Origin of the sequence: Algimonas ampicilliniresistens, assembly GCF_030159955.1 — a bacterium.
GTDB classification, from domain to species: domain Bacteria; phylum Pseudomonadota; class Alphaproteobacteria; order Caulobacterales; family Maricaulaceae; genus Litorimonas; species Litorimonas ampicilliniresistens.
This window is the reverse complement of sequence record NZ_BSNK01000002.1, coordinates 1196491-1216756: the sequence shown is the minus strand read 5'-3', so window position 1 is coordinate 1216756 and position 20266 is coordinate 1196491. Positions and strand designations below refer to the sequence as shown.

The 20266-nt window shown below is 56.2% G+C and carries 21 protein-coding genes; 11 read left to right on the top strand and 10 right to left on the bottom strand.

From position 1 onward, the window contains the following. Position 1: 1 nt before the first annotated feature. A complete protein-coding gene (aspS, locus tag QQL54_RS13700; RefSeq protein ID WP_284391760.1) occupies positions 2 to 1828 on the bottom strand; it encodes an aspartate--tRNA ligase in 1827 nt (608 codons plus the stop codon). 126 nt (positions 1829 to 1954) lie between these two features. Here aspS and QQL54_RS13695 point away from each other — a divergent pair, with 126 nt between their 5' ends. Then, complete coding sequence (locus QQL54_RS13695) at positions 1955 to 2122, top strand: hypothetical protein (protein WP_284391758.1); 168 nt, start codon at positions 1955 to 1957, stop codon at positions 2120 to 2122. A 2-nt stretch (positions 2123 to 2124) separates the two neighbouring features. Here QQL54_RS13695 and QQL54_RS13690 read toward each other — a convergent pair whose 3' ends face one another. Together QQL54_RS13690 and QQL54_RS13685 are read right to left on the bottom strand one after the other, a co-directional pair. Continuing rightward, positions 2125 to 2838: a TlyA family RNA methyltransferase gene (locus tag QQL54_RS13690; protein WP_284391757.1), complete on the bottom strand. Its 714-nt coding sequence runs from the start codon at positions 2836 to 2838 to the stop codon at positions 2125 to 2127. Positions 2839 to 2885: 47 nt separating this feature from the next. Beyond that, the gene (locus tag QQL54_RS13685; protein ID WP_284391755.1) at positions 2886 to 3677 is read right to left on the bottom strand and encodes a hypothetical protein; all 792 of its coding nucleotides are present in this window, start codon (positions 3675 to 3677) and stop codon (positions 2886 to 2888) included. 35 nt (positions 3678 to 3712) lie between these two features. On the opposite strand from QQL54_RS13685, the gene QQL54_RS13680 reads away from it, so the two are divergent. Continuing rightward, positions 3713 to 4669, top strand: a complete 957-nt coding sequence (locus QQL54_RS13680) for a LysR family transcriptional regulator (RefSeq protein ID WP_348520737.1) — start codon at positions 3713 to 3715, stop codon at positions 4667 to 4669. On the opposite strand, the gene dxs is transcribed toward QQL54_RS13680, so the two are convergent. The 5 genes from dxs to lepB are packed head-to-tail and all read right to left on the bottom strand — an operon-like array spanning position 4666 to position 9191. Then, a complete protein-coding gene (dxs, locus tag QQL54_RS13675; protein ID WP_348520736.1) occupies positions 4666 to 6573 on the bottom strand; it encodes a 1-deoxy-D-xylulose-5-phosphate synthase in 1908 nt (635 codons plus the stop codon). The genes QQL54_RS13680 and dxs overlap by 4 nt on opposite strands. 30 nt (positions 6574 to 6603) lie before the next feature. Continuing rightward, entirely contained in the window at positions 6604 to 7509 is a 906-nt protein-coding gene (locus tag QQL54_RS13670) for a polyprenyl synthetase family protein (RefSeq protein ID WP_284391748.1), read from the bottom strand. Positions 7510 to 7513: 4 nt separating this feature from the next. Continuing rightward, positions 7514 to 7753, bottom strand: a complete 240-nt coding sequence (locus QQL54_RS13665) for an exodeoxyribonuclease VII small subunit (RefSeq protein ID WP_284391746.1) — start codon at positions 7751 to 7753, stop codon at positions 7514 to 7516. Beyond that, on the bottom strand, positions 7750 to 8388 hold the full coding sequence (locus QQL54_RS13660; RefSeq protein WP_284391744.1) for a histidine phosphatase family protein: 639 nt from the start codon (positions 8386 to 8388) through the stop codon (positions 7750 to 7752). Before QQL54_RS13660 ends, QQL54_RS13665 begins: the two co-directional genes overlap by 4 nt. Next, on the bottom strand, positions 8385 to 9191 hold the full coding sequence (lepB, locus tag QQL54_RS13655; protein WP_284391742.1) for a signal peptidase I: 807 nt from the start codon (positions 9189 to 9191) through the stop codon (positions 8385 to 8387). Before lepB ends, QQL54_RS13660 begins: the two co-directional genes overlap by 4 nt. A gap of 94 nt (positions 9192 to 9285) precedes the next feature. On the opposite strand from lepB, the gene QQL54_RS13650 reads away from it, so the two are divergent. The 6 genes from QQL54_RS13650 to QQL54_RS13625 all read left to right on the top strand — a co-directional run bounded on the left by QQL54_RS13650 (position 9286) and on the right by QQL54_RS13625 (position 15822). Then, positions 9286 to 10221, top strand: a complete 936-nt coding sequence (locus QQL54_RS13650) for an L-threonylcarbamoyladenylate synthase (protein ID WP_284391740.1) — start codon at positions 9286 to 9288, stop codon at positions 10219 to 10221. Between the two features lie 9 nt (positions 10222 to 10230). After that, positions 10231 to 11652, top strand: a complete 1422-nt coding sequence (locus tag QQL54_RS13645; protein ID WP_284391738.1) for an FAD-binding oxidoreductase — start codon at positions 10231 to 10233, stop codon at positions 11650 to 11652. A gap of 279 nt (positions 11653 to 11931) precedes the next feature. Further along, positions 11932 to 12390: a hypothetical protein gene (locus QQL54_RS13640; RefSeq protein WP_284391736.1), complete on the top strand. Its 459-nt coding sequence runs from the start codon at positions 11932 to 11934 to the stop codon at positions 12388 to 12390. Between the two features lie 322 nt (positions 12391 to 12712). Next, on the top strand, positions 12713 to 13174 hold the full coding sequence (locus tag QQL54_RS13635) for a hypothetical protein (protein WP_284391735.1): 462 nt from the start codon (positions 12713 to 12715) through the stop codon (positions 13172 to 13174). A gap of 758 nt (positions 13175 to 13932) precedes the next feature. Then, on the top strand, positions 13933 to 14718 hold the full coding sequence (yaaA, locus tag QQL54_RS13630) for a peroxide stress protein YaaA (RefSeq protein WP_284391733.1): 786 nt from the start codon (positions 13933 to 13935) through the stop codon (positions 14716 to 14718). Positions 14719 to 14733: 15 nt separating this feature from the next. After that, positions 14734 to 15822: a YihY/virulence factor BrkB family protein gene (locus QQL54_RS13625; protein WP_284391731.1), complete on the top strand. Its 1089-nt coding sequence runs from the start codon at positions 14734 to 14736 to the stop codon at positions 15820 to 15822. Here QQL54_RS13625 and QQL54_RS13620 read toward each other — a convergent pair. Beyond that, positions 15819 to 16499, bottom strand: a complete 681-nt coding sequence (locus tag QQL54_RS13620) for an SOS response-associated peptidase (protein WP_284391729.1) — start codon at positions 16497 to 16499, stop codon at positions 15819 to 15821. The two genes, QQL54_RS13625 and QQL54_RS13620, sit on opposite strands and share 4 nt — an antisense overlap. Positions 16500 to 16533: 34 nt before the next feature. Between QQL54_RS13620 and QQL54_RS13615 the strand changes: the two genes are divergently transcribed. The 3 genes from QQL54_RS13615 to QQL54_RS13605 are packed head-to-tail and all read left to right on the top strand — an operon-like array spanning position 16534 to position 17832. After that, on the top strand, positions 16534 to 16971 hold the full coding sequence (locus QQL54_RS13615) for an NUDIX hydrolase (protein ID WP_284391726.1): 438 nt from the start codon (positions 16534 to 16536) through the stop codon (positions 16969 to 16971). Positions 16972 to 16975: 4 nt separating this feature from the next. Next, a complete protein-coding gene (locus tag QQL54_RS13610; protein ID WP_284391724.1) occupies positions 16976 to 17422 on the top strand; it encodes a TIGR02301 family protein in 447 nt (148 codons plus the stop codon). Then, a complete protein-coding gene (locus QQL54_RS13605) occupies positions 17419 to 17832 on the top strand; it encodes an META domain-containing protein (RefSeq protein WP_284391722.1) in 414 nt (137 codons plus the stop codon). The genes QQL54_RS13610 and QQL54_RS13605 overlap by 4 nt, the downstream gene beginning before the upstream one ends. 57 nt (positions 17833 to 17889) lie before the next feature. On the opposite strand, the gene clpA is transcribed toward QQL54_RS13605, so the two are convergent. After that, entirely contained in the window at positions 17890 to 20202 is a 2313-nt protein-coding gene (gene clpA, locus QQL54_RS13600) for an ATP-dependent Clp protease ATP-binding subunit ClpA (protein ID WP_284391720.1), read from the bottom strand. Positions 20203 to 20266: the final 64 nt, after the last annotated feature.

The following is a 20266-nucleotide window of genomic DNA, read 5'->3' as shown; positions in this document are numbered from 1 at the left end:
GTCAGTCCTTCTCAACCGGCACTAATTTCAGGTGAAGTTCCTTTAGCTGAGCGGAATCGACTTCCGCTGGCGCGTTCATCATCAGATCTTGCGCCTGACCGTTCATTGGAAACAGGATGACGTCGCGGATTGTATTGGTGCCCGCCAGCAACATGACGATCCGGTCGACACCCGGTGCAATCCCGCCATGCGGCGGCGCGCCATATTTGAACGCGTTGATCATGCCCGCAAATTCTGTGTCGACGACGGACTTGTCATAGCCCGCCAGTTCGAACGCTTTGTACATAACGTCCGGCTTGTGGTTTCGGATCGCACCGGATGATAGCTCTACACCGTTGCAAACGATATCATATTGGTAGGCCAGCAGATCGAGTTGTTTCTCGGCCGTGTCGGCGGCTTCCAGCGCCGCCATGCCGCCTTGGGGCATGGAGAACGGGTTGTGAGAGAACTCGACTTTTTTATTGTCTTCATCCCATTCATACATCGGGAAATCGACGATCCAGCAGAATTTGAAGATACCTTCTTCAATCAGACCCAGATTGGCCCCAACCCGGTCACGGGCCGCGCCCGCCAATTTATAGGCATCCGATTTCTTACCGGCAGAGAAGAACACGCCGTCGCCCGCGCCGAGACCCATTTCAGCCAGTAGAGCTTTGAGATGCTCCGGATCGAAATTCTTGAGCGCGGGATCTTGCGAGACGACCGTGCCGACTTCTTCGCCCTCTCCTGCTCTTAAGCGGGCATAGCCGAGGCCGGGAGCCTGCATTTCCTTTTTCGCCCATTTGTCCATCTCGTCAAAGAACTTGCGGGATTGGCTATCGGTCGCGCCCGGGGCTGGAATAGCGATGACTTTACCGCCGCCTTTGGTGATCTTGGCAAAGATTCCGAAACCCGTCTTGCTCTCATCCGTGAAGAAAGCCGACACATCTTTGAGGAGGATCGGGTTGCGGAGGTCCGGCTTGTCGGAGCCATATTTATCCATCGCTTCGAGATAGGGAATGCGCGGAAACGGGGTTTCAACAGTACGGCCATCGGCGAATTCTTCAAACACGCCCGCCATGACGGGTTCAATCGCGTTGAACACATCTTCCTGCGTCACGAAGCTCATTTCGATATCAAGCTGGTAGAACTCACCGGGTGAGCGATCAGCACGGGCATCTTCGTCGCGGAAACAGGGCGCGATTTGGAAATAGCGGTCAAAGCCCGCGACCATGATCAGCTGTTTAAACTGCTGCGGCGCTTGCGGCAGGGCATAAAATTTACCGGGGTTGAGTCGGGACGGCACGAGGAAGTCGCGCGCACCTTCTGGCGAGCTGGCCGTCAGGATCGGCGTTTGAAACTCGGTAAAGCCTTGGTCGATCATGCGGCTGCGCAATGAGTTAATAACCTGTCCCCGCAGCAAGATGTTCTTGTGCAGCGTCTCGCGGCGCAGATCGAGATAGCGGTGCGTCAGGCGGATATCTTCAGGATAGTCCGGCTCACCAAATACGGGCAGTGGCAACGGATCGGCTTGGCTTTCAATCACGAACTCCGCCACGCGCAGTTCAATATCGCCTGTAGCGATTTCAGCATTCTTCGCGTCCGCGTCGCGGGCCAGCACTTCGCCGGTCACGGTGATCACAGACTCTGCGGGAACGCGTTTGGCGGCTTCGTAGAAGTCGACGTTCGGATAGACCACGACTTGGGTCAGACCGTAATGGTCGCGCAGATCGATGAAGAGCGCATTGGCATGTTCGCGTTTACGGTGGACCCAGCCCGAAAGGCGGGCGGTTTGTCCGACATGGTCGGCGCGTAGGTCGTTGCAAGTATGGCTACGGAAGTCGTGCATCTGAAATAGTCCTAAAAGGAGGTCGCGCGCGCCTTAACGCCAGAGCTGCGCCGCTTCAAGCCGTGGTGGCGGTTGTTATGGAGTTAGCGGTTCGCGAATACCGCGCTTTGCGCTAGGCTTGCCCCTATGATGCGCGTGATGAATTGGGCTCTGCCCGGCCTGGCAGCCGTTCTGATCTTACTCGTGATCCGACGTTGGCTCGCTGACGGCACGTTAGACATCGCCAGCCTGGTCATTGCCATCGCCGCAATTGCGCTGATGATCCTGACGCGCATTCAGGACAAATCGCCCTAACGCTAGTCCTGGATTCGCTGGGCATGCAGGAGAAACTCGGCATTACCGGACCCGCCCTCAATGGGGCTATCGGCTGTCGCGACCGTCCGCCAGCCCTCGCCGCGCAGCCAGATTTTAACCGCCTCTAGCGCCTCGTGAGCGCCGTCGCGCACAATCCCGCCGCGCCCGATATTCTCCCGCCCGACTTCAAATTGCGGTTTGACCAACATGACAGCTTCACGGGTCAGCGATAAAGGCACAGAGAGGACTTTGGACAGCGCAATAAAACTGGCGTCACACACCATCAGGTCGAGCATTTCCGGGAATTGGGCCGCGCTCAAGGCGCGCGCATCTTGTCCTTCCATGGAAACGACCTGTTTATGACCCCGCAAGCTTGGGTGTAGCTGATCGCGCCCGACATCAACGGCATAGACGCATGATGCGCCGCGCCGCAGCAACACATCTGTAAATCCCCCCGTCGAACTGCCGATATCGAGGCATACGCGTCCGGCGGGATTTACCTTAAATGTGTCGAGCGCATGGACCAGCTTCAACCCGCCGCGCGAGACATAGGGATGGACGTCCCCCGCCTCGACCCGCGATCCATCTGCAATCGTCACAGACGCTTTCTTTAACACCCGCCCATTCACCGACACTAAGCCAGCCTTGATCGCGGCCTGCGCCCGCGCGCGGCTGTCAAAGTGACCGTGTTGAACAAGATAGAGATCGGCGCGCATGACGCCGTTCTAGCGGTTAAATGTCCCGTTGTGGACTCCGACGGCCTCTATTGCGCTGTCTGAAACCAGTACAGATCAAAGCGAGAGATCGCAGACTGAAACGCGGCAGCATTGTCCTTGTAACCCTGGGTCCGGCCCAACCCAGCAAGGTCTGGACCGTTCGACCATTCAACAATCGTTAGCTGCGATGGATTCTCTGCGTCATCCGTCTGCGATTGCAGATCCACTTCGCCCAATTGCGCAATATAGCGCGCGCCGATTTGTTCAAAATCAGCTTCGATCCCGTCGAGATATTGCTGATAATTCGCCATGGTACCTGGGCGCGTCCAAGCCGCAGCCAAAGTGTAATCCTTGGACGGATCGAATTTCAGAAGTGTATCGGCAGACAGGGTCGCAGAAAAAACGTGCAATTCTTCCCATCCCTCACGCCTCATGCGCTGATAGTCGGACCAGTCCGGAGACGCTTGAAAGGTTTCCATCGCGGCTTCATCAGGGAAAGCATAGAGAGCCATGGCAACGGGTTTATTCACGCCGAGCATCGTGTCCCGGATGCGCATCGTCCCTAAATATCGGTCACCGAGGCTTTCTGCATATGGTATCGCGGTTTGAAAATATCGGGTTCGGATGGCCTGAGCCGCATCGCCCTCTCGCGGTCGCACAAGGGCGAACTGCAAAACCTCACCCGCTTTCAAATCGAGTATGGTCGATTGTACAGCCTCAGCAGTGACAGTCTTGGCCACGACGGTCTTGGACATTGTCGGTCCTGGAGCACAGGCTGACAGAGTGAGTAAGGCAGTCAGGCAAGCCCCCGCCAGAAGCAGTCCGGGTCGATTTAGCATTCTCGTCTCCTTGATATTCGTAGATATGTTCGAAAATGTGCCTAACCACCGAGAACTCACTCGGAAATGCGAGAATACTTGCCACGATGGTGCATAATCGTTACAAACGATGCATGTTTGATTGGGACGATCACAGACTTGTCTTAAGCTTGCATCGGCATGGGACCTTGCGTGCGACGGGTGAGGCCCTGGACGTGACTCACACAACTGTCGCGCGTCGATTGGCGGCTCTGGCCGACCGTGAACCCACCCCTTTATTCACAAGACGAAACCGCGCCTATGTCGCGACGGAATATGGGTTAGAACGCGTCGCCATCGCCGAACGTATGGAGGCACTGCACGCATCGGCAACACGCCTCAGACGGTCATCAGGGGACGGCCTGTCGGGCCCGCTGAGCCTTTCCATTCCGCTTGCTGTCTATAAACATGTGCTGTTGGACACGATCCAAGAGTTCGTGGCTCGCTACCCCGCCATTCAACTCACAGTGGTCGGAACGGACAGGTTGGCAGATTTAGATCGGGGTGAAGCCGACGTCGTGATCCGGGGTCATGCCAGCCCACCCGACCATCTTATCGGACGCAAACTCTGCACAGTGGCGATTAGCGATTATGCGCATAAGGACTATTTCGCCCAGACGTCGCCGGAAAACCGACACTGGATTGCTGCGGATTGGAGCGCGGAGTGGATCGCCGAGAGCGCCTATCCTGACTATCCCGTGGGTGTCGTCATTCATGACATACAGTCCCGCTTCTTAGCGCTGGAAAGTGGTCAAGGCTTGGCCCGCGCCGCCTGCTTCATGGCCGATGCACACCCGGACCTCGTCCGTATCGATGACAGGCCCCCAACACCGATTTATGGTCTCTGGGCGCTCACCCATCCAGACTTGCGCGGATCACCCAAAGTCAGAGCCTTGATGGCCGCGCTGAGCGACAAATTGATCGCGTCCCGCACCTTGATTCAAGGAGACAGGATAGACGGTCTCTCCGGTTAAGCCCGGTTCGCGGCCTGCTCACGCCCTAGCGCTGCGAAGACGCGCTCAACTATCGCGTCCGCATCAAGTCCGGCTTGTTGATACATCAACTCCGGCGTGTCTTGATCAATGAAGGTGTCGGGCAACGTCATGGTGCGGATTTTAACGCCTGTATCAAGCGCGCCAGAAGCGGACAGATCGTGCAGGCAGAAGGCGCCGAAGCCGCCGACCGAACCTTCTTCGATAGTGATCAGCACTTCATGATTACGGGCCAGTTGATGCAACAAATCACTATCAAGTGGCTTGGCAAAACGCGCATCCGCGACAGTGGTCGAGAGGCCGTGACTGTCGAGCTTTTCTGCCGCCAGCAAGGCTTCACCTAAACGGGTGCCATAGGAGAAAATCGCGACCTGCGAGCCTTCACGTAGAACGCGACCTTTACCGATTTTGAGCGGCTGCGGATCTTCTGGAATTTCAATGCCTGTGGCTTCGCCCCGCGCATAGCGGAAGCCCGTTGGGCCATCATCACGCGCCACTGCGGTCGCGACCATGCGCGCCAGATCCGCTTCGTCCGCAGCCGCCATCAGCACCATATTTGGCAAGCAGCCGAGATAGGCAATATCGAACGCGCCCGCATGGGTGGGTCCATCAGCCCCGACTAGGCCAGCCCGGTCCATGGCAAAGCGCACAGGCAGGTTTTGGATGCAAATATCGTGGACGACCTGATCATAACCGCGCTGCAGGAAGGTCGAATAGATCGCGCAGAACGGCTTGTAACCATCGGCCGCGAGCCCGCCCGCAAAGGTCACAGCATGTTGTTCGGCAATACCAACGTCGAACATGCGATCTGGGAAGACCTCGCCAAATTCTTTCATCCCGGTACCGCCTGGCATGGCCGCCGTTATACCGACAATCTTGTCGTCTTTTCGGGCCTCATGGATCAGGCTGTTGGCGAACACTTTGGTATAAGACGGCGCGTTCGGGATTGATTTGGACTGCTCGCCCGTGACCACATTGAATTTGGACACGCCGTGATATTTATCGGCGGAGTTTTCAGCCGGCGCGTAGCCTTTGCCTTTTTGTGTAACGACATGGATCAGGACAGGGCCTGTTTTCATATCGCGAACATTTTCTAGCACAGGGATCAACGCATCCAGATCATGGCCATCGACGGGGCCAACATATTGAAAGCCCAGCTCTTCGAACCACGTACCGCCCATAAACATGCCGCGCGTATATTCTTCGGCCTTTTTCGCCGTGTTCTTGATCGGTCGCGGCGCGTCCTTGACCAGCGCTTTCGCGGCTCCGCGCAGCGCTTGATAACCGCCAGAAGACACGGTGCGGCTGAGCAGATGGCTCATCGCGCCAACGGGCGGCGCAATCGACATGTCGTTATCGTTCAGGATGACGATCTGACGGCTGTCTGATGCGCCTGCATTATTCATCGCCTCATAAGCCATGCCTGCTGTGATCGAGCCGTCGCCGATGACAGAGACAACATTGTTATTCCGGCCATCCAGATCACGCGCCACCGCAAAGCCCATACCCGCACTGATCGACGTTGAGCTATGCGCCGCGCCGAACGGGTCATATTCGCTCTCCGCGCGCTTGGTGAAGCCCGACAGGCCGCCGCCTTTGCGGATCGTGCGTATACGCTCACGGCGTCCGGTCAGAACTTTGTGCGGATAGCATTGGTGGCCGACATCCCAGATCAGCTTATCGTCTGGCGTGTCGAAAACATGGTGGATCGCGACAGTCAGCTCGACCACACCCAGACCCGCGCCCAAATGGCCGCCCGTTACTGAGACTGCGTCGATCACTTCGGAGCGAACTTCCTCGGCCAGTTGTTTGACTTGCTCGCGCGAAAAACTGCGCATGTCGGCAGGTACAGTAACCGTATCTAGCAGGGGCGTATCGACCATCAAATCAAATCCATTCGCGTCAAGGGAAACCCCTTAATGACGACGCTCCAATACAAAATCCACAGCACCGATCAGCGTGTGCGCTCTTTCTCCGTAGGGGGCAAGGGCGGCACGCGCCGTATCGCCGAGCTGCCTCGCCTTGTCTTTTGCCCCATCAAGACCCAGCAAAGACACGAATGTGGCCTTACCAAGACCCGCATCTTTTCCGACCGCTTTACCCACAAGCTCTGCATCGCCTTCAACGTCGAGAACATCGTCCTGTATTTGAAAGGCCAACCCAAGAGCGGTGGCATAACGGTCGAGCGCGGCAAGGTCATGCGGCTGCGCGCCAGAGATTAATCCGCCCGCTTTGGTCGCATAGCGGATCAACGCGCCAGTCTTCATCGCCTGCAAATTAGTGATCAGGGCCGTATCGCGGGCATCCTCGGCGACGGTGATATCGATCACCTGTCCACCGATCATGCCGTTCGCGCCAGAGGCGCGGGCCAGTTCAAGCATAAGCTGGGTTCGGATCGCTGGGTCGGGATGGGCTTCCTCGCGCGCTAGAAATTCAAACGCGTGGGTCAACAAGCCGTCGCCCGCCAGCACCGCCATCGCATCGCCGAAAACTTTATGCACGGTCGGCTTGCCGCGACGCAGATCGTCATCATCCATACAGGGCAAATCGTCATGGACCAGTGAGTAGACATGCAGACATTCCAGCGCGCACCCTACTGTCAGAGCATTACCCGGATCACCGCCCAACATCCGGGCCGTTTCCATAACGAGGAAAGGCCGCATCCGCTTGCCCCCGCCCATGGCAGCATAGCGCATAGCCTCGGCAATGACGGCATGATGCCCGTTCGGCGACGGCAAAAGGCGGTCCAGAGCAGACTCGACCGCATTCGCGACATGCTGCAGCTGATCGACAAACCCAGTCGGGGACGACGTTCTGTCCATGACCTTAGTCAGCGTCGAACGCTTCCGTGCTGGCGCTACCATCTGGGGCGAGGACGATTTTCTCGACCTTCAACTGCGCACTTTTGAGCTTACCTTCGCAATGCGCCTTCAGCTTCGCGCCGCGTTGATAGATGGTGATGCTTTCTTCCAGCGGCGCATCCCCTGCTTCCAGCTGGCGCACGATTGCTTCGAGTTCAGCGAGCGCATCCTCGAAGCTCATATCCTTGATAGCTGTGTCGCTCACGCGGACTCCTCTTGATGAACGCCCATTGCATGAACGTCTGTCGGCCTGACCATGCGGCGACGGCTCCAATGGAGGTCGCCATTCTGGCTCTTGCAGCGCCAACCTCGCGCCATCAGACTGCCCTTCACCATACGGTTAAACCATCCATGACCAGAGACATAGACGATTTTGCCACCTGCGGCATGGTGTTCCAGGTCGCTACAAACATCATTCGCGCGCGTCCGCGCTTCAAAATGGCTTTCCATGCCGTCACTATAGCCAATGAACCAGATAATCCGGGCGATTGTGCCCCAGCTCTTTGGGCGCATTTTCAGCGGGCCCAGCGGCGGTGAAGGTAACGCCGCCTCGACCAAGCCGGGCAAAGTCGCGTCGGGCTCTCGCCCCGCCGCGAGCGCTGCGCTTTCAACGGCCCGGGGCAGCGGGCTCGATAGAACCGTGTCAGCTTCGCGCGCCCATTGGATCACCTTTTTCGGCGGCTTTTGCCCCGGCTTGATCCCGCCTTCATCATAGCGGATCCACCAGTCACGAAACTCCCGCCATGTCAGCCGTACTTTGCGCGACAAAGCGGGCTTACCGTGCCGCACGAGGATGATCGTGTCCTGCTGCGGCGACTTTTTCGGCTTGGTGCGCGTCATAGCCGTGACGGCGCGCGACCGACATCCGGGCAGCGCAATCCTTCTGTGCGGTCGCAGCGATTGAACGAGAACATGAGAAAATCAGCCCGACCAATCAGGTGATCGAGCGGGACAAAGCCCGGACCGAAATCACTCTCGCGCATGTCGTTTCCAAACGGGTCCGTCCGGGTCAGACGCGAATCGGTTGAGCGTTCCCGATTATCGCCCATGAAAAAGATATGGCCCTGCGGCACATCGAAAATGTCAGTATTGTCGAGTGGCGCGTCATCTGATTGCTCAAAGATGAAATGGGGTTCGTCATCGCTCGGTAACGACTCGGCATAAAGGGACGCGCCTAAAATCGACCCGAACGTATCGTTGACCCGGTAGAGTAAGTCGCCTTGCGACTCGCGCGGAACCATCCCGCCATTAATGATCAGCCGTCCCTCGACGACTTGGACTTCATCGCCGGGCAAACCGACGGCCCGCTTGATCATCACCGTGCCATTATTCGGATTACGAAAGACGACAATGTCGCCACGGTTGGGCAGGCGCGAAAAGACTTTACCGTCCGGCAGAGGCAGCTTGTGCAGACCCAGCGGCAGCGAGTGGCGCGAGTAGCCATAGGCAAATTTGGAGACATAAATGTGGTCGCCCACTTCCAAGGTCGGCTGCATCGATTCTGAGGGGATTTTGTAATGACCCCAAACCAGTGTCAGGATCGCCAGCATGAAGATGGACAGCTTGATGAAAAAGCGCAGTTCTTCGACCAGGCGCGCGAAAACCCCTGACGGCTTGACCCGCTTGGTCGACCGGGTCGTCATATGCTGGCTATTTCCTCGCATCGTCTGCGCCAATGGCAAGGGTGGACCGCGCTTTCAACTGTCAATACACAGCCCGGATTGATAGTCGGACGCCATGACAGCCCGGATTATGACCGCTGGCCCCGATGCCTATGCCCATGCCGCAGAGATATTGCGCGCAGGCGGCCTTGTCGCGCTCCCGACTGAAACCGTCTACGGATTGGCTGGCGATGCCCGGTCTGACGTTGCGATTACGGCTATTTATGCGGCCAAAGGTCGACCCTCGAACAATCCGCTCATCACGCATGTTCTGAAGAGCGGCCAAGCCCATGACTATGCCCATATCAGTGATCTCGCCGTCAAACTTATGCAGCATTTTTGGCCCGGCCCGCTAACGATCGTTGTGCCGCGCCGTGACAGTGATTTAGCGCTGCGCGCCGCATCGGGGCTCTCAACCATCGCGCTGCGAAATCCAGACGCACCTTGGGTCGACGGCTTATGTCAGGCCGGTTGGACCGGACCGCTAGTCATGCCGAGCGCCAATTTGTCCGGCCATGTCAGCCCAACGACCGCCGCCCATGTCATGCACGATCTGGGCGAGCGGATCGACCTGATCATCGATGGCGGCCCCTGCAAAAAAGGGGTCGAGTCCACCGTTATCCGCGTAGAAGAGACCCGCGCGGTCTTGTTGCGCAGCGGGGCGATTGCCCGCGCTGACATTGAAACGATCACCGGACCCTTAGCCGAGCCAGACCCGGCGGGACCCCTCGCCTCACCCGGCATGTTAGCCCGTCATTACGCCCCGGAGGCTACGCTGCGGCTGAACGCGACAGAGGCCCTTATCGGTGAAATCCTGATTGGCTTTGGCCCCGATTATGGCGCGCCAAACTTGTCAGAGGCAGGCGACCTGTCGGAGGCCGCGCGAAACCTTTATCGCATGATCCGCGAATTCGACGGGTCAGGGCAAAAACTGGCTATCGTCCCCATCCCCGAAACCGGGTTGGGCGTGGCGATTAACGACCGCTTGCGCCGCGCCGCGCTTGGCCGCTAGAGCGCACTCATGGCCTCGACACCTCATACCCAAGACAGCCCCGGCATCAGCGCTCTGAAAGCTGCATTGCCCGCCAAAGCTTGGACCCAGGACCCCGATATCATCGCTCCGCATTTAACGGAATGGCGCGACAAATATTTTGGCCAGACGCCGATCCTATTGACACCAGGCACGACCGATGACGTCGCGACCGCCGTTAAAATTTGCGCCGAACACAAAATGCCCATCGTCCCGCAAGGCGGCAATACTGGCTTGGTCGGCGGACAGACCCCGCAGGGCGAAGTGCTGCTATCACTCAAACGCATGACACGGGTGCGCGACGTCAATCCCATTGCCAACGCCATGACCGTCGAGGCGGGGGCCACGCTGCATGCCGTCCACGAGGCCGCAGACGCCGCGGACCGCAAGTTTCCGCTGACCCTGTCCTCGCAAGGATCTTGCACGGTCGGGGGGGTCCTTTCGACCAATGCGGGCGGCAATCATGTGCTGAAATATGGCACAACCAAAGAGTTGGTCTTTGGCGTGGAAGCGGTGCTGCCCGACGGTCAGATTTTCAATGGCCTGACCTCTCTGCGCAAGGACAATACGGGTTATGATTTATCGCGAATGTTTCTCGGCGCCGAAGGCACATTGGGCATCATCACCGCAGCGACGCTAAAACTCTTTCCCAAGCCGAGCTATATTGCGCGCGTCATGATGGGGATTGCCTCGGTTGAAGATGCGGTGGCCCTGCTGACGCGACTGAGCGGCCCCTCACTCGCCATGTTTGAAGTGATGCCGCATATCGGTTTCGCTGCCGTCGTCGATAATATTGAGAATGAGCGCGACCCTTTCTCTGAGCCCCACCCTTGGTACGTCCTCACTGATTTCGAGGTCGCGACGGCGGAGGCGGGCGAAGCGCTTGTCACCGCACTGCTTGAAGACGCCTTTGCGGCCGGCTTGGTGCGGGACGCCGTCTTGGCTCAATCCGACACGCAATTCCTAGCGATGGGGTCGATCCGCGAACATATGAGCGCGGGACAGAAGTTCCTCGGCGGATCGATCAAGCAAGACATCACCGTGCCTATCAATCACATCCCAGAATTCTTCGCCAAAGCCGATGCCGCCGTGCAATCCATCGTCCCCGGCTGCCGACCCGTTGGCTTTGGCCATTTTGGCGACGGTAATATCCACTATAATATCGCCCAACCCGATAGCGACGATATGGCCGCAAACCGCGACGCCTTCCTCGCCCGCTGGGACGATATTTCAGAAGCTGTCTTTGATATTGTCGACGCGCTGGGCGGATCGATCAGCGCCGAACATGGTATTGGCATCATGAAGCGCGACACGCTCGCCACCCGCGCTGACCCCGTCAAAATGGCGCTACTGCGCCGTGTCAAAACAGCGATGGACCCAGACGGGATCATGAATCCGCGTGTTATGGTTTAATTCAACGAATCGACCGCTCTGAGCTTTAGCGAAGGCGGTAGGTCGATTGGTTGGCCCGGAGGGTGAGGGCCCGAGAGGGCCCTGTTTGTGACGTCTTGGCGATATCAACTCCGCCATTATCCGGCATGTCCGGACATGCCACCTTCGGCTGCCTCGTCAAAACCCAGTTTCGGTAAGGTGCATTGAATAGAGGATAAAAGTGGATATTGAAAAATTATCCACGCTGACCCACAAAAATGCGCCGCGTCTAATCCCGCCCAATAATTACGGACGATAGATATGAAATTTTCTTTGTCGCTTTTGGGTGCGCTTCTAGCCCCACTCTGCGTTTATTCCACGGCCTGCAGCCAGAAGCAGAGTTTAAAAATAGAACACGATATCGTGGTGAGTGAACAGGATGTGACGTTCATCATAAAAAACCCCAGCACAGAAAAATTCTGCTTGGGGCAGAATGCGCGTACATACTTTTACATCTATCAAACAGGATCAACGGAGTCGACATCTTTTGGTGACTGGGATACTGATTATACGGAAGTTTCTTCTAGAAGCGAAGTCAAGTTTGTTTATAGATTGAGAAGCAATATAACTCTAGGTGACGATCCCAAGTATAAATTTGATATTGATGTATACGATTGTAAAGTTAGAGAGTTGAGCCAAATGACTTTCGAAAATATGGAGCAAAGTCATCCTCACTATTACTTCCTTGGAAACTTCGCGGGTTCCGGAAAGTTGCGTTAATTTAGGAATTTGTCCGGCTTCAAGTTTCCGGTTCACCCCCGCCTAAAAACAAACCAATCCCCGCTCTCCCAACCCCACTTACTCTCACTGCGTTCGCTGCAGACACGGGGAGGTGCATGACCCTCGGCGTAGCGAGCAGGTGTGACGGCTTGGATTTGCGTGCGGGGGACGTCCCGCGCCAGAGTGATCTGGCGGCGCTCGGTCAAACGGGAACCGCGCAGGACTAAGCGGGATGCGGGCGGGCTTATGCACCCGCAAGATATGACTAGAGTGTATGATGAATCTCTTAGGAGAACTTTCTTAACTCGATGAGGAAATATTGATGCCACAATTTTTTTGGACTTCACTGTTTTTATTAAGCTCATGCTCGGTAGTTGTTGAGCCTATCGAAATTCAATCGCTTGATGGCGGGAAAACAGGAGTAGCACTTAATACTACGAACGAGAGTTTTTGTTTTTTCGTCACTAGCATGAGTGAGGTGGAGCCCGAAAGTTCATCTGATCTACTGGATAGAGAATCTGCTGTCGAACTGCATGTTCATGTGGCACCGAGTTCCGAATTAAAGTTTCCTTGGCTAGCAGAGGGTAATGTTTGTGAGGCAAATTATCCTCTAATTAAAATTTATGATTGCGGTGACTTGGACCGAGCTTTGACCAGTGGTTTTCCGCAGGTGATGGATGACGGATATTCTGGAGAACATACTACCTCCCGTGGGTTGAGAGTATTCGATCTCAATATTGCAGAGGAGCCTGATATTAAACATAAACTTCGTGTTAAGTGCTAAGACTCAATAAAAATTGAACATGATAAGTCTAAGCAAGGCAATATCTGCATATTATCTTTGTCAAGTTTTTAGATTTAAATTGCTGGCTAGAATGGATTGTAGAATTATACTCCTTCTTATACACGACTCCATCCGCACCTAAAAACAAACCAATCCCCCCTCTCCCAACTCCGCTTACTCTCACTGCGTTCGCTACAGACACGGGGAGGTGCATGACCCTTGGCGTAGCGAGCAGGTGTGACGGCTTGGATTTGCGTGCGGGGGACGTCCCGCGCCAGAGCGATCTGGCGGCGCTCGGTCAAACGAGAACTGCGTAGACTTAAGCGGGATGCGGGCGGGCTTATGCACCCGCGCTGCGCCCTTTGATGTCTCGCCTCTGTGCACTGTTGGTCGATGCGGACCCCGAGAGCCAAACATCCTGCTTCGCCGCGTCTGGCAATTCAGGTTAGGCCGGGGACCCCGCAGAGATGGACAGCGCGCAGAGGCGGCGGGATCAAGCTGATCGCCTCGCGCGGGCTTTCGTCTGTCGTAAATTGGTGTGTTTCCCTTTTCATCCATCGATGGATGAAAGCCCGCGCCCTGTGTCACCTTTCGGCACTCACGCGATAGTAGCCGCGGCCCCGATGCCCGGTGGGACGCGGGCGCTTGCACGCAAATGTCATCCACCCCGAACTTGACTTCGGGCGCCGAGCTTGCGACCCCGCGTGTTCACCCACGCGGACAAGCCTATCCCGGCTCGCTGTTATGAGGACGCATCAATGCTGACCCTTCTCTCCCCTGCCAAAAAATTGAACATGGACGCCTATGATGGCGACGTGCCGGTTACCCGTCCGCGCCTGTTGGACGATACAAAAATCCTCGCCAAGACCGCCAAATCGCAAACGCTTGGCGATCTGAAACGACTAATGCATCTGTCGGACAATCTCGCCAAACTCAATGTTGACCGGTTCGATCGGTTTGATCTGGACGGTAAAGCCGACGGTATGAAACCGGCGGCCCTTGCCTTTGACGGCGATGTCTATTGGGGCCTAGACGCCAAGAGCCTGTCTGACGCGGACCTCGACTATGCGCAGGGTCATTTGCGACTTCTGTCAGGGCTTTACGGTCTGTTGCGCCCTATGGATGAAATCCAACCCTATCGGCTTGAGATGGGCACGCGGCTGCAGAATGATCGCGGCACCAATCTCTATCAATTCTGGGGCGAGCAAATTGGCGATCAGATTCGCGCGGATATGAATGGTCATAACGATCAAACGGTTTTGAACCTTGCCTCCAACGAATATTTCAAAGCGGTCAATGCGAAGACGTTGGGTCGCCCCGTGATCAATGTGAAGTTCCTCGAAGAGAAGGACGGTAAAGCCCGGCCGATTCAATATTACACCAAATTTGGGCGCGGCCTGTTTGCACGCTGGGTCATCCAGAACCGGATCAATGCCGCCGAAGATCTGAAAGACTTCAACGAAAACGGATATAAGTTTTCTGCCGAGCGGTCGTCAGAATCAGAACTCATTTTCGAGCGTCCGCAACCGCCCAAAAAATCCTGAGAACGCGCTGTTCCGATGAACCTCGCCTCTCTCGAATTCGTCCAGCGTAAAGTTGAGAGTCCGCTTCATTTTCGAGGGGTCGAATATCTGCAAATCGTCTCGCGCGTATTTGTGCAGACCAATAAGGACAATGTCCCAGTTGTAGCCGCCGGTGTCGCATTTTTTGCACTCCTATCGGTGTTCCCGCTGATTTCGGCTTCGCTATCCATCTATGGATTTTTTGCCGATATTTCGGATGTTCAAGGTCTCGCCAACTTCCTGCGACCGCTCATGCCGGAAAGCGCCTGGGTGATCATATCTGAGCAAATTGCAGCCGTCGTCAGCGCGCCTGACAAGGAGTTATCGATGCGGATCATCTTCTCCCTACTGTTTGCATTTTATACGGCAGGCGCAGGCATCCGTGCAGTGCTGCGCGCCATGAATGTTGCTTACGGCGAAGATGAAAAACGCAGCATTCTTGGTTTCTATGCCGTGGCCTTTGTCATGACATTGGGCATGTTCGCCTTCGTCTATATTTCGCTGATGGTCATTATCGGCATTCCAGCGGCCTTTGCCTTTTTCGACTGGGACCGGACGGCATCTGTCCTGTCGGGCAACCTACCTTGGTTCCTCTTGATCCTAATGTTCATGCTGGGGGCCTTCATCGTCTATCGCTTCGGACCGTCACGACGACCCGCCCGCAAACGTTGGGTTGTGCCGGGCGTTCTATTTACGACGATTAGCTGGCTGTTTCTGAGTTGGGGCTTCTCGGCCTTCGTGCGCAATTTCGGCCAATATGAAAGCACCTATGGCGGCCTTTCGGCGGTGATCGTGCTGCTGCTCTGGTTTTGGCTCACGGCGATGACCGTGATTATCGGTGCGGAACTGAATGCCGAGATGGAGCGCCAAACAATCGCCGACACAACACGCGGACCCGAACGGCCCATTGGGATGCGGCACGCGCGGATGGCGGACTTCCTCTCGGTCGCGATGCGGCGTCTGTTTCCAGAGCGGTTTCCGACTGCGCAACCTCTGTCGGAACAGGACAAACCCCTCGATCCGAGCGCGCCAGACATGCCGATTCCCGCGATTGACCCACCCAAGCGAGAGCCCGAAAACCCTTAAGCAGATGGTGCGATCAGCTCAGGCCCACTGGACCGGTTTGAATTGACGGCTCGGTCGACCTCCCAGAAAATCAGATCGTCAGCGCTCAGTTTGGTTTCGATGATCCGATCCGGATGAGACTCCGGGTCGAGCCAATGGTCCCACTGCGCGTCCGGCAACAGAACCGGCATACGGTGATGGAGCTGCTGCAGCGGTCCATCGCTCTCCGTTGTCAGGATCGTGCAACTCAGCAAATTGATGCCTTCATCCACCCGCCATAGGTCCCACAAACCCGCAAAGGCAAAGACTCCATCCGTTTCCGGCTTGATACACCACGGGATTTTACCGCCCTGCTCCCCGGTCCATTCGTACCAGTGTGTTGCCGGGATCAAACAGCGCCGACGCCGCCACGGCGTGCGGAAGGACGGCTTCTCGTTCGCCGTTTCCGTGCGCGCATTAAACAGTGGCGCATATTTGCTCTCCGTTGGGCTCTGCTGGCTCCAATGCGGATGCAAACCCCAGCGCATCGGCACGAGCTTGCGTCGTTTATCGCCGTCAAATGCTAGAACCGGAACAACATCCGTCGGACAGATATTGAAGTTGGGACCGTACTCCCAATAGCCCTCATCAGAAATATCGGCGTCATAAGCCGCCTTCAAACTTTCGAGGGTAGCATCCAAAACATAACGACCGCACATGACAAGCGGGCTAGCACAAGGCAAAAGCGGCGCAATGAGGACAAACACGACAGATCGAACGGATTGCGTCGGCGTGATCTGTTTTCGCGGTGACGAGGTGCTGCTGATCCGTCGCGGAAAAGCGCCGCGACAAGGTGAGTGGTCGCTTCCCGGCGGTCGGATCGAACCTGGCGAGAGCGAGCCGGACGCGGCGCTGCGAGAACTGGCTGAAGAAACTGGGGTGACGGCGACGCTTGGCCCGAAAATTGCGACGATCGATGCTGAATTTGAAGGGGTTCGCTACCGCTTGCATGACTATGTCGCCCTCTGGGATAGCGGAACACCGAAAGGCGCTGACGATGCATTGGACGCCCGCTTCGTTGCCATCGACACGGTTGACGAACTCGGCATGTGGGCCAAAACTGTCGACGTTATTCAGAATGCCTATTCTGCAATCGAGCCTCGCGCCAAGAAACAAGGGACGCTAGCGTAAGTTTATGAGACTGTGGCTCGCCATAATTTTACTATTGCTACCGCTCGCGGCCCTAGCTCAGGATTCCGCGATTGATGACGCGCGCCGCGAAGCGGCCATGAAAGCCCGCGAAGAGGCAGAGCTGCGCGTCGAAGCCGATATGGTCAAAATGACTAGCCTCTCCGAAGCCCTCGCAAAAAATCTTGGTCAGATGCATTATCTTCGCACGCTCTGTTTCGGTGCGGGCGATCAGCAATGGCGAGAATATATGGCCGGAATGCTGGAGATCGAAGCCGCGTCCGACACAGCGCTACAGCGTGACCTAACCCGCGCCTTCAATGCGGGATATTATCAAGAAGAAGAGCGTCACCCGAACTGCAATCAATCGGTCAGCGTTGATGTCGCAGCGCTTGCAGAGAATGGCCGATCTATCGCCAGAATGCTCGGCGATCCTTATCGGGAGACAGAATGATGTGGGTTCGTATTGTCGGCTCGCTGGCAGTCATGGCGGCTTTAGCGGCATGCCAGAAAGTCTTGAACGACGCACCAAAACGCCCTTTGGCGACGCTGGCCGGGACTGAATGGGGACCGATGCAAGGCGAGTTGGATCAGTTTATTGGCTTCAAGACCGGCGGCGACGTTGTGGGGTCCGGCGGCTGTAATAATTTCTTCGGCAGCTTCAGCCAAAACGGGCGGCTGGTCACATTCGGACCATTAGCCAGCACGAAAATGGCGTGCCCGCCTGAGATCATGGACGCAGAACGCGAGTTTATGACAGTGCTCGGCAATGTCCGTGCCATCGAAGCGACCCATCTTGAGCTGACATTATTCGGCGATGCCAACCAAGTTCTCATGGTTCTGCGTCGTCGCGACTGGGATTAACCCATAAAAAAAAGCCCCGGCATGTCTGCCGAGGCCCAGAATTCAGCTTGGTAACGCTTAGGCGTCTTCTTTAGGCGTCTCTGTTGGAGATTCGCCTTCGGTTAGTTTTGGCTTCGGTGCCGGGACGAATTTGAACGTCAAATTCTCCTTCTTCCGATCCACGCCAACCTTGACCAGACCGCCATATTTCAGCTTCCCAAACAGGATCTCATCAGCCAGCGGCTTCTTGACATATTCCTGGATCGTGCGGCCGAGCGGACGCGCGCCATAGCGTTTGTCATAGCCTTTAGCCGCGATCCACTGGTTCGCCGCCTTAGAGACTTCAAACTCAATCTTGCGATCAGCCAATTGGGCTTCGAGCTGGATGATGAATTTGTCCACGACCCGCGCAATATGCTCCTTGGACAAAGCGGAGAACATGACGACGGCGTCGAGACGGTTGCGGAATTCCGGCGTGAAGCGACGTTTGATGGCCGCCTCTTGCTCATCATCCTTGGTCCCGCGACCAAAGCCAATTTCAGACTTGGCGGCATCAGCGGCACCCGCATTGGTCGTCATGATGACAATCACATTGCGGAAGTCGACCTTGCGACCATTGGAGTCAGTCAGGAAGCCATTATCCATCACCTGCAACAGGATGTTGTAGATATCTGGATGAGCCTTCTCGATCTCGTCCAGCAGCAGAACACAATGCGGGTTCTGATTAACTGCATCAGTTAGCAGACCACCTTGATCATAGCCGACATAGCCGGGAGGCGCGCCGATCAGGCGAGACACGGTATGACGCTCCATATATTCGGACATGTCAAACCGCAGCAGTTCCAGACCTTGGGTCATGGCGAGCTGACGCGCGACTTCGGTTTTACCGACGCCGGTTGGTCCCGCGAACAAGTAAGAACCGATTGGCTTATTGGGTTCACGCAGACCAGCACGGGCAAGTTTCACCGCCGCCGCGACCTGTTCAATCGCTGTTTCCTGACCGAACACCATCCGCTTGAGATCCTGCTCAAGGCTCTTCAGCGCTTTCTCATCATCGCGAGAAATCGATTTGGGCGGAATGCGCGCGATCTTGGACACGACAGCTTCGATCTCTTTGGTGCCGATGATTTTTTTGCGTTCATCTTCGGGCACCAATTTAGTCCGAGCCCCGGCCTCATCGATAATGTCGATAGCTTTGTCCGGCAGTTTGCGATCCGTAATGTGACGAACGGCCAGCTGCACAGCCGATGTAATGGCTTCCGGCGTATATTCGACCTTATGGAATTCCTCAAAATAGGACTTCAGACCTTGAAGGATCAGAATGGCGTCATCAGACGTCGGCTCAGACACATCAATCTTCAGGAAGCGACGTGACAGCGCCCGGTCCTTCTCAAAATGCTGACGATATTCCTTATAGGTCGTCGAGCCCATACAGCGCAGCTTACCACTTTGCAGAGCTGGCTTCAGCAGATTGGACGCATCCATAGCCCCGCCACTGGTTGCGCCAGCGCCGATGATCGTATGAATTTCATCAATGAACAAAATCGCACCAGGCGTATCCTGTAGCTTCGACACGACCGCCTTCAGACGCTCTTCAAAATCACCGCGGTAGCGCGTGCCCGCGAGCAGCGCGCCCATGTCGAGCGAGTAGATTGTCGCATCAGCAAGCACGTCCGGCACATCATCATTGACGATGCGGCGGGCAATGCCTTCGGCAATGGCCGTTTTACCAACGCCTGGATCACCGACGAGCAGTGGATTATTCTTGCGACGGCGGCTCAGCACCATGATGCAACGCTCAACTTCGTCAGCGCGCCCGATCAGCGGATCAATATCGCCTTCACGCGCTTTCTGATTGAGGTTGACCGTATATTCGGCCAGCGGATCTTTGCCCTGGGCTTCCTCGCCGTCTTCACCCGCACCCATGGGCGGTTTCGGTGATGAGGCCGCGCCATTTTTGGCGATGCCGTGACTGATATAATTGACGGCGTCATAGCGCGTCATGTCACGCTCTTGCAGGAAGTAGACGGCGTGTGATTCACGTTCCGCGAACAGTGCGACTAGCGCATTGGCGCCCGTGACTTCTTCTCGACCTGACGATTGCACATGAATAACGGCGCGTTGGATGACGCGGTGGAACCCAGCCGTCGGGCGGGCTTCCTCAAATTCCTCGACCACAAGCGATGCGAGATCATCATCGAGATATCGCGTCACGTCCGTGCGCAGAGGTTCAATATCGACGCCGCAGGCCGTGATGACAGCCGCAGCGTCCTTATCATCCAACAGCGCTAGTAGCAGGTGCTCAAGCGTCGCCAGTTCGTGTTTACGATCACTGGCGAGCGTCAGGGCGCGGTGGATAGTTTCTTCCAAGACTGGAGAAAATGATGCCATAATTAGCTTTCCTTTCGACTATCCGACTTGGGAAGCCGCAACCGCGTTTGCAATGTAATCCCTG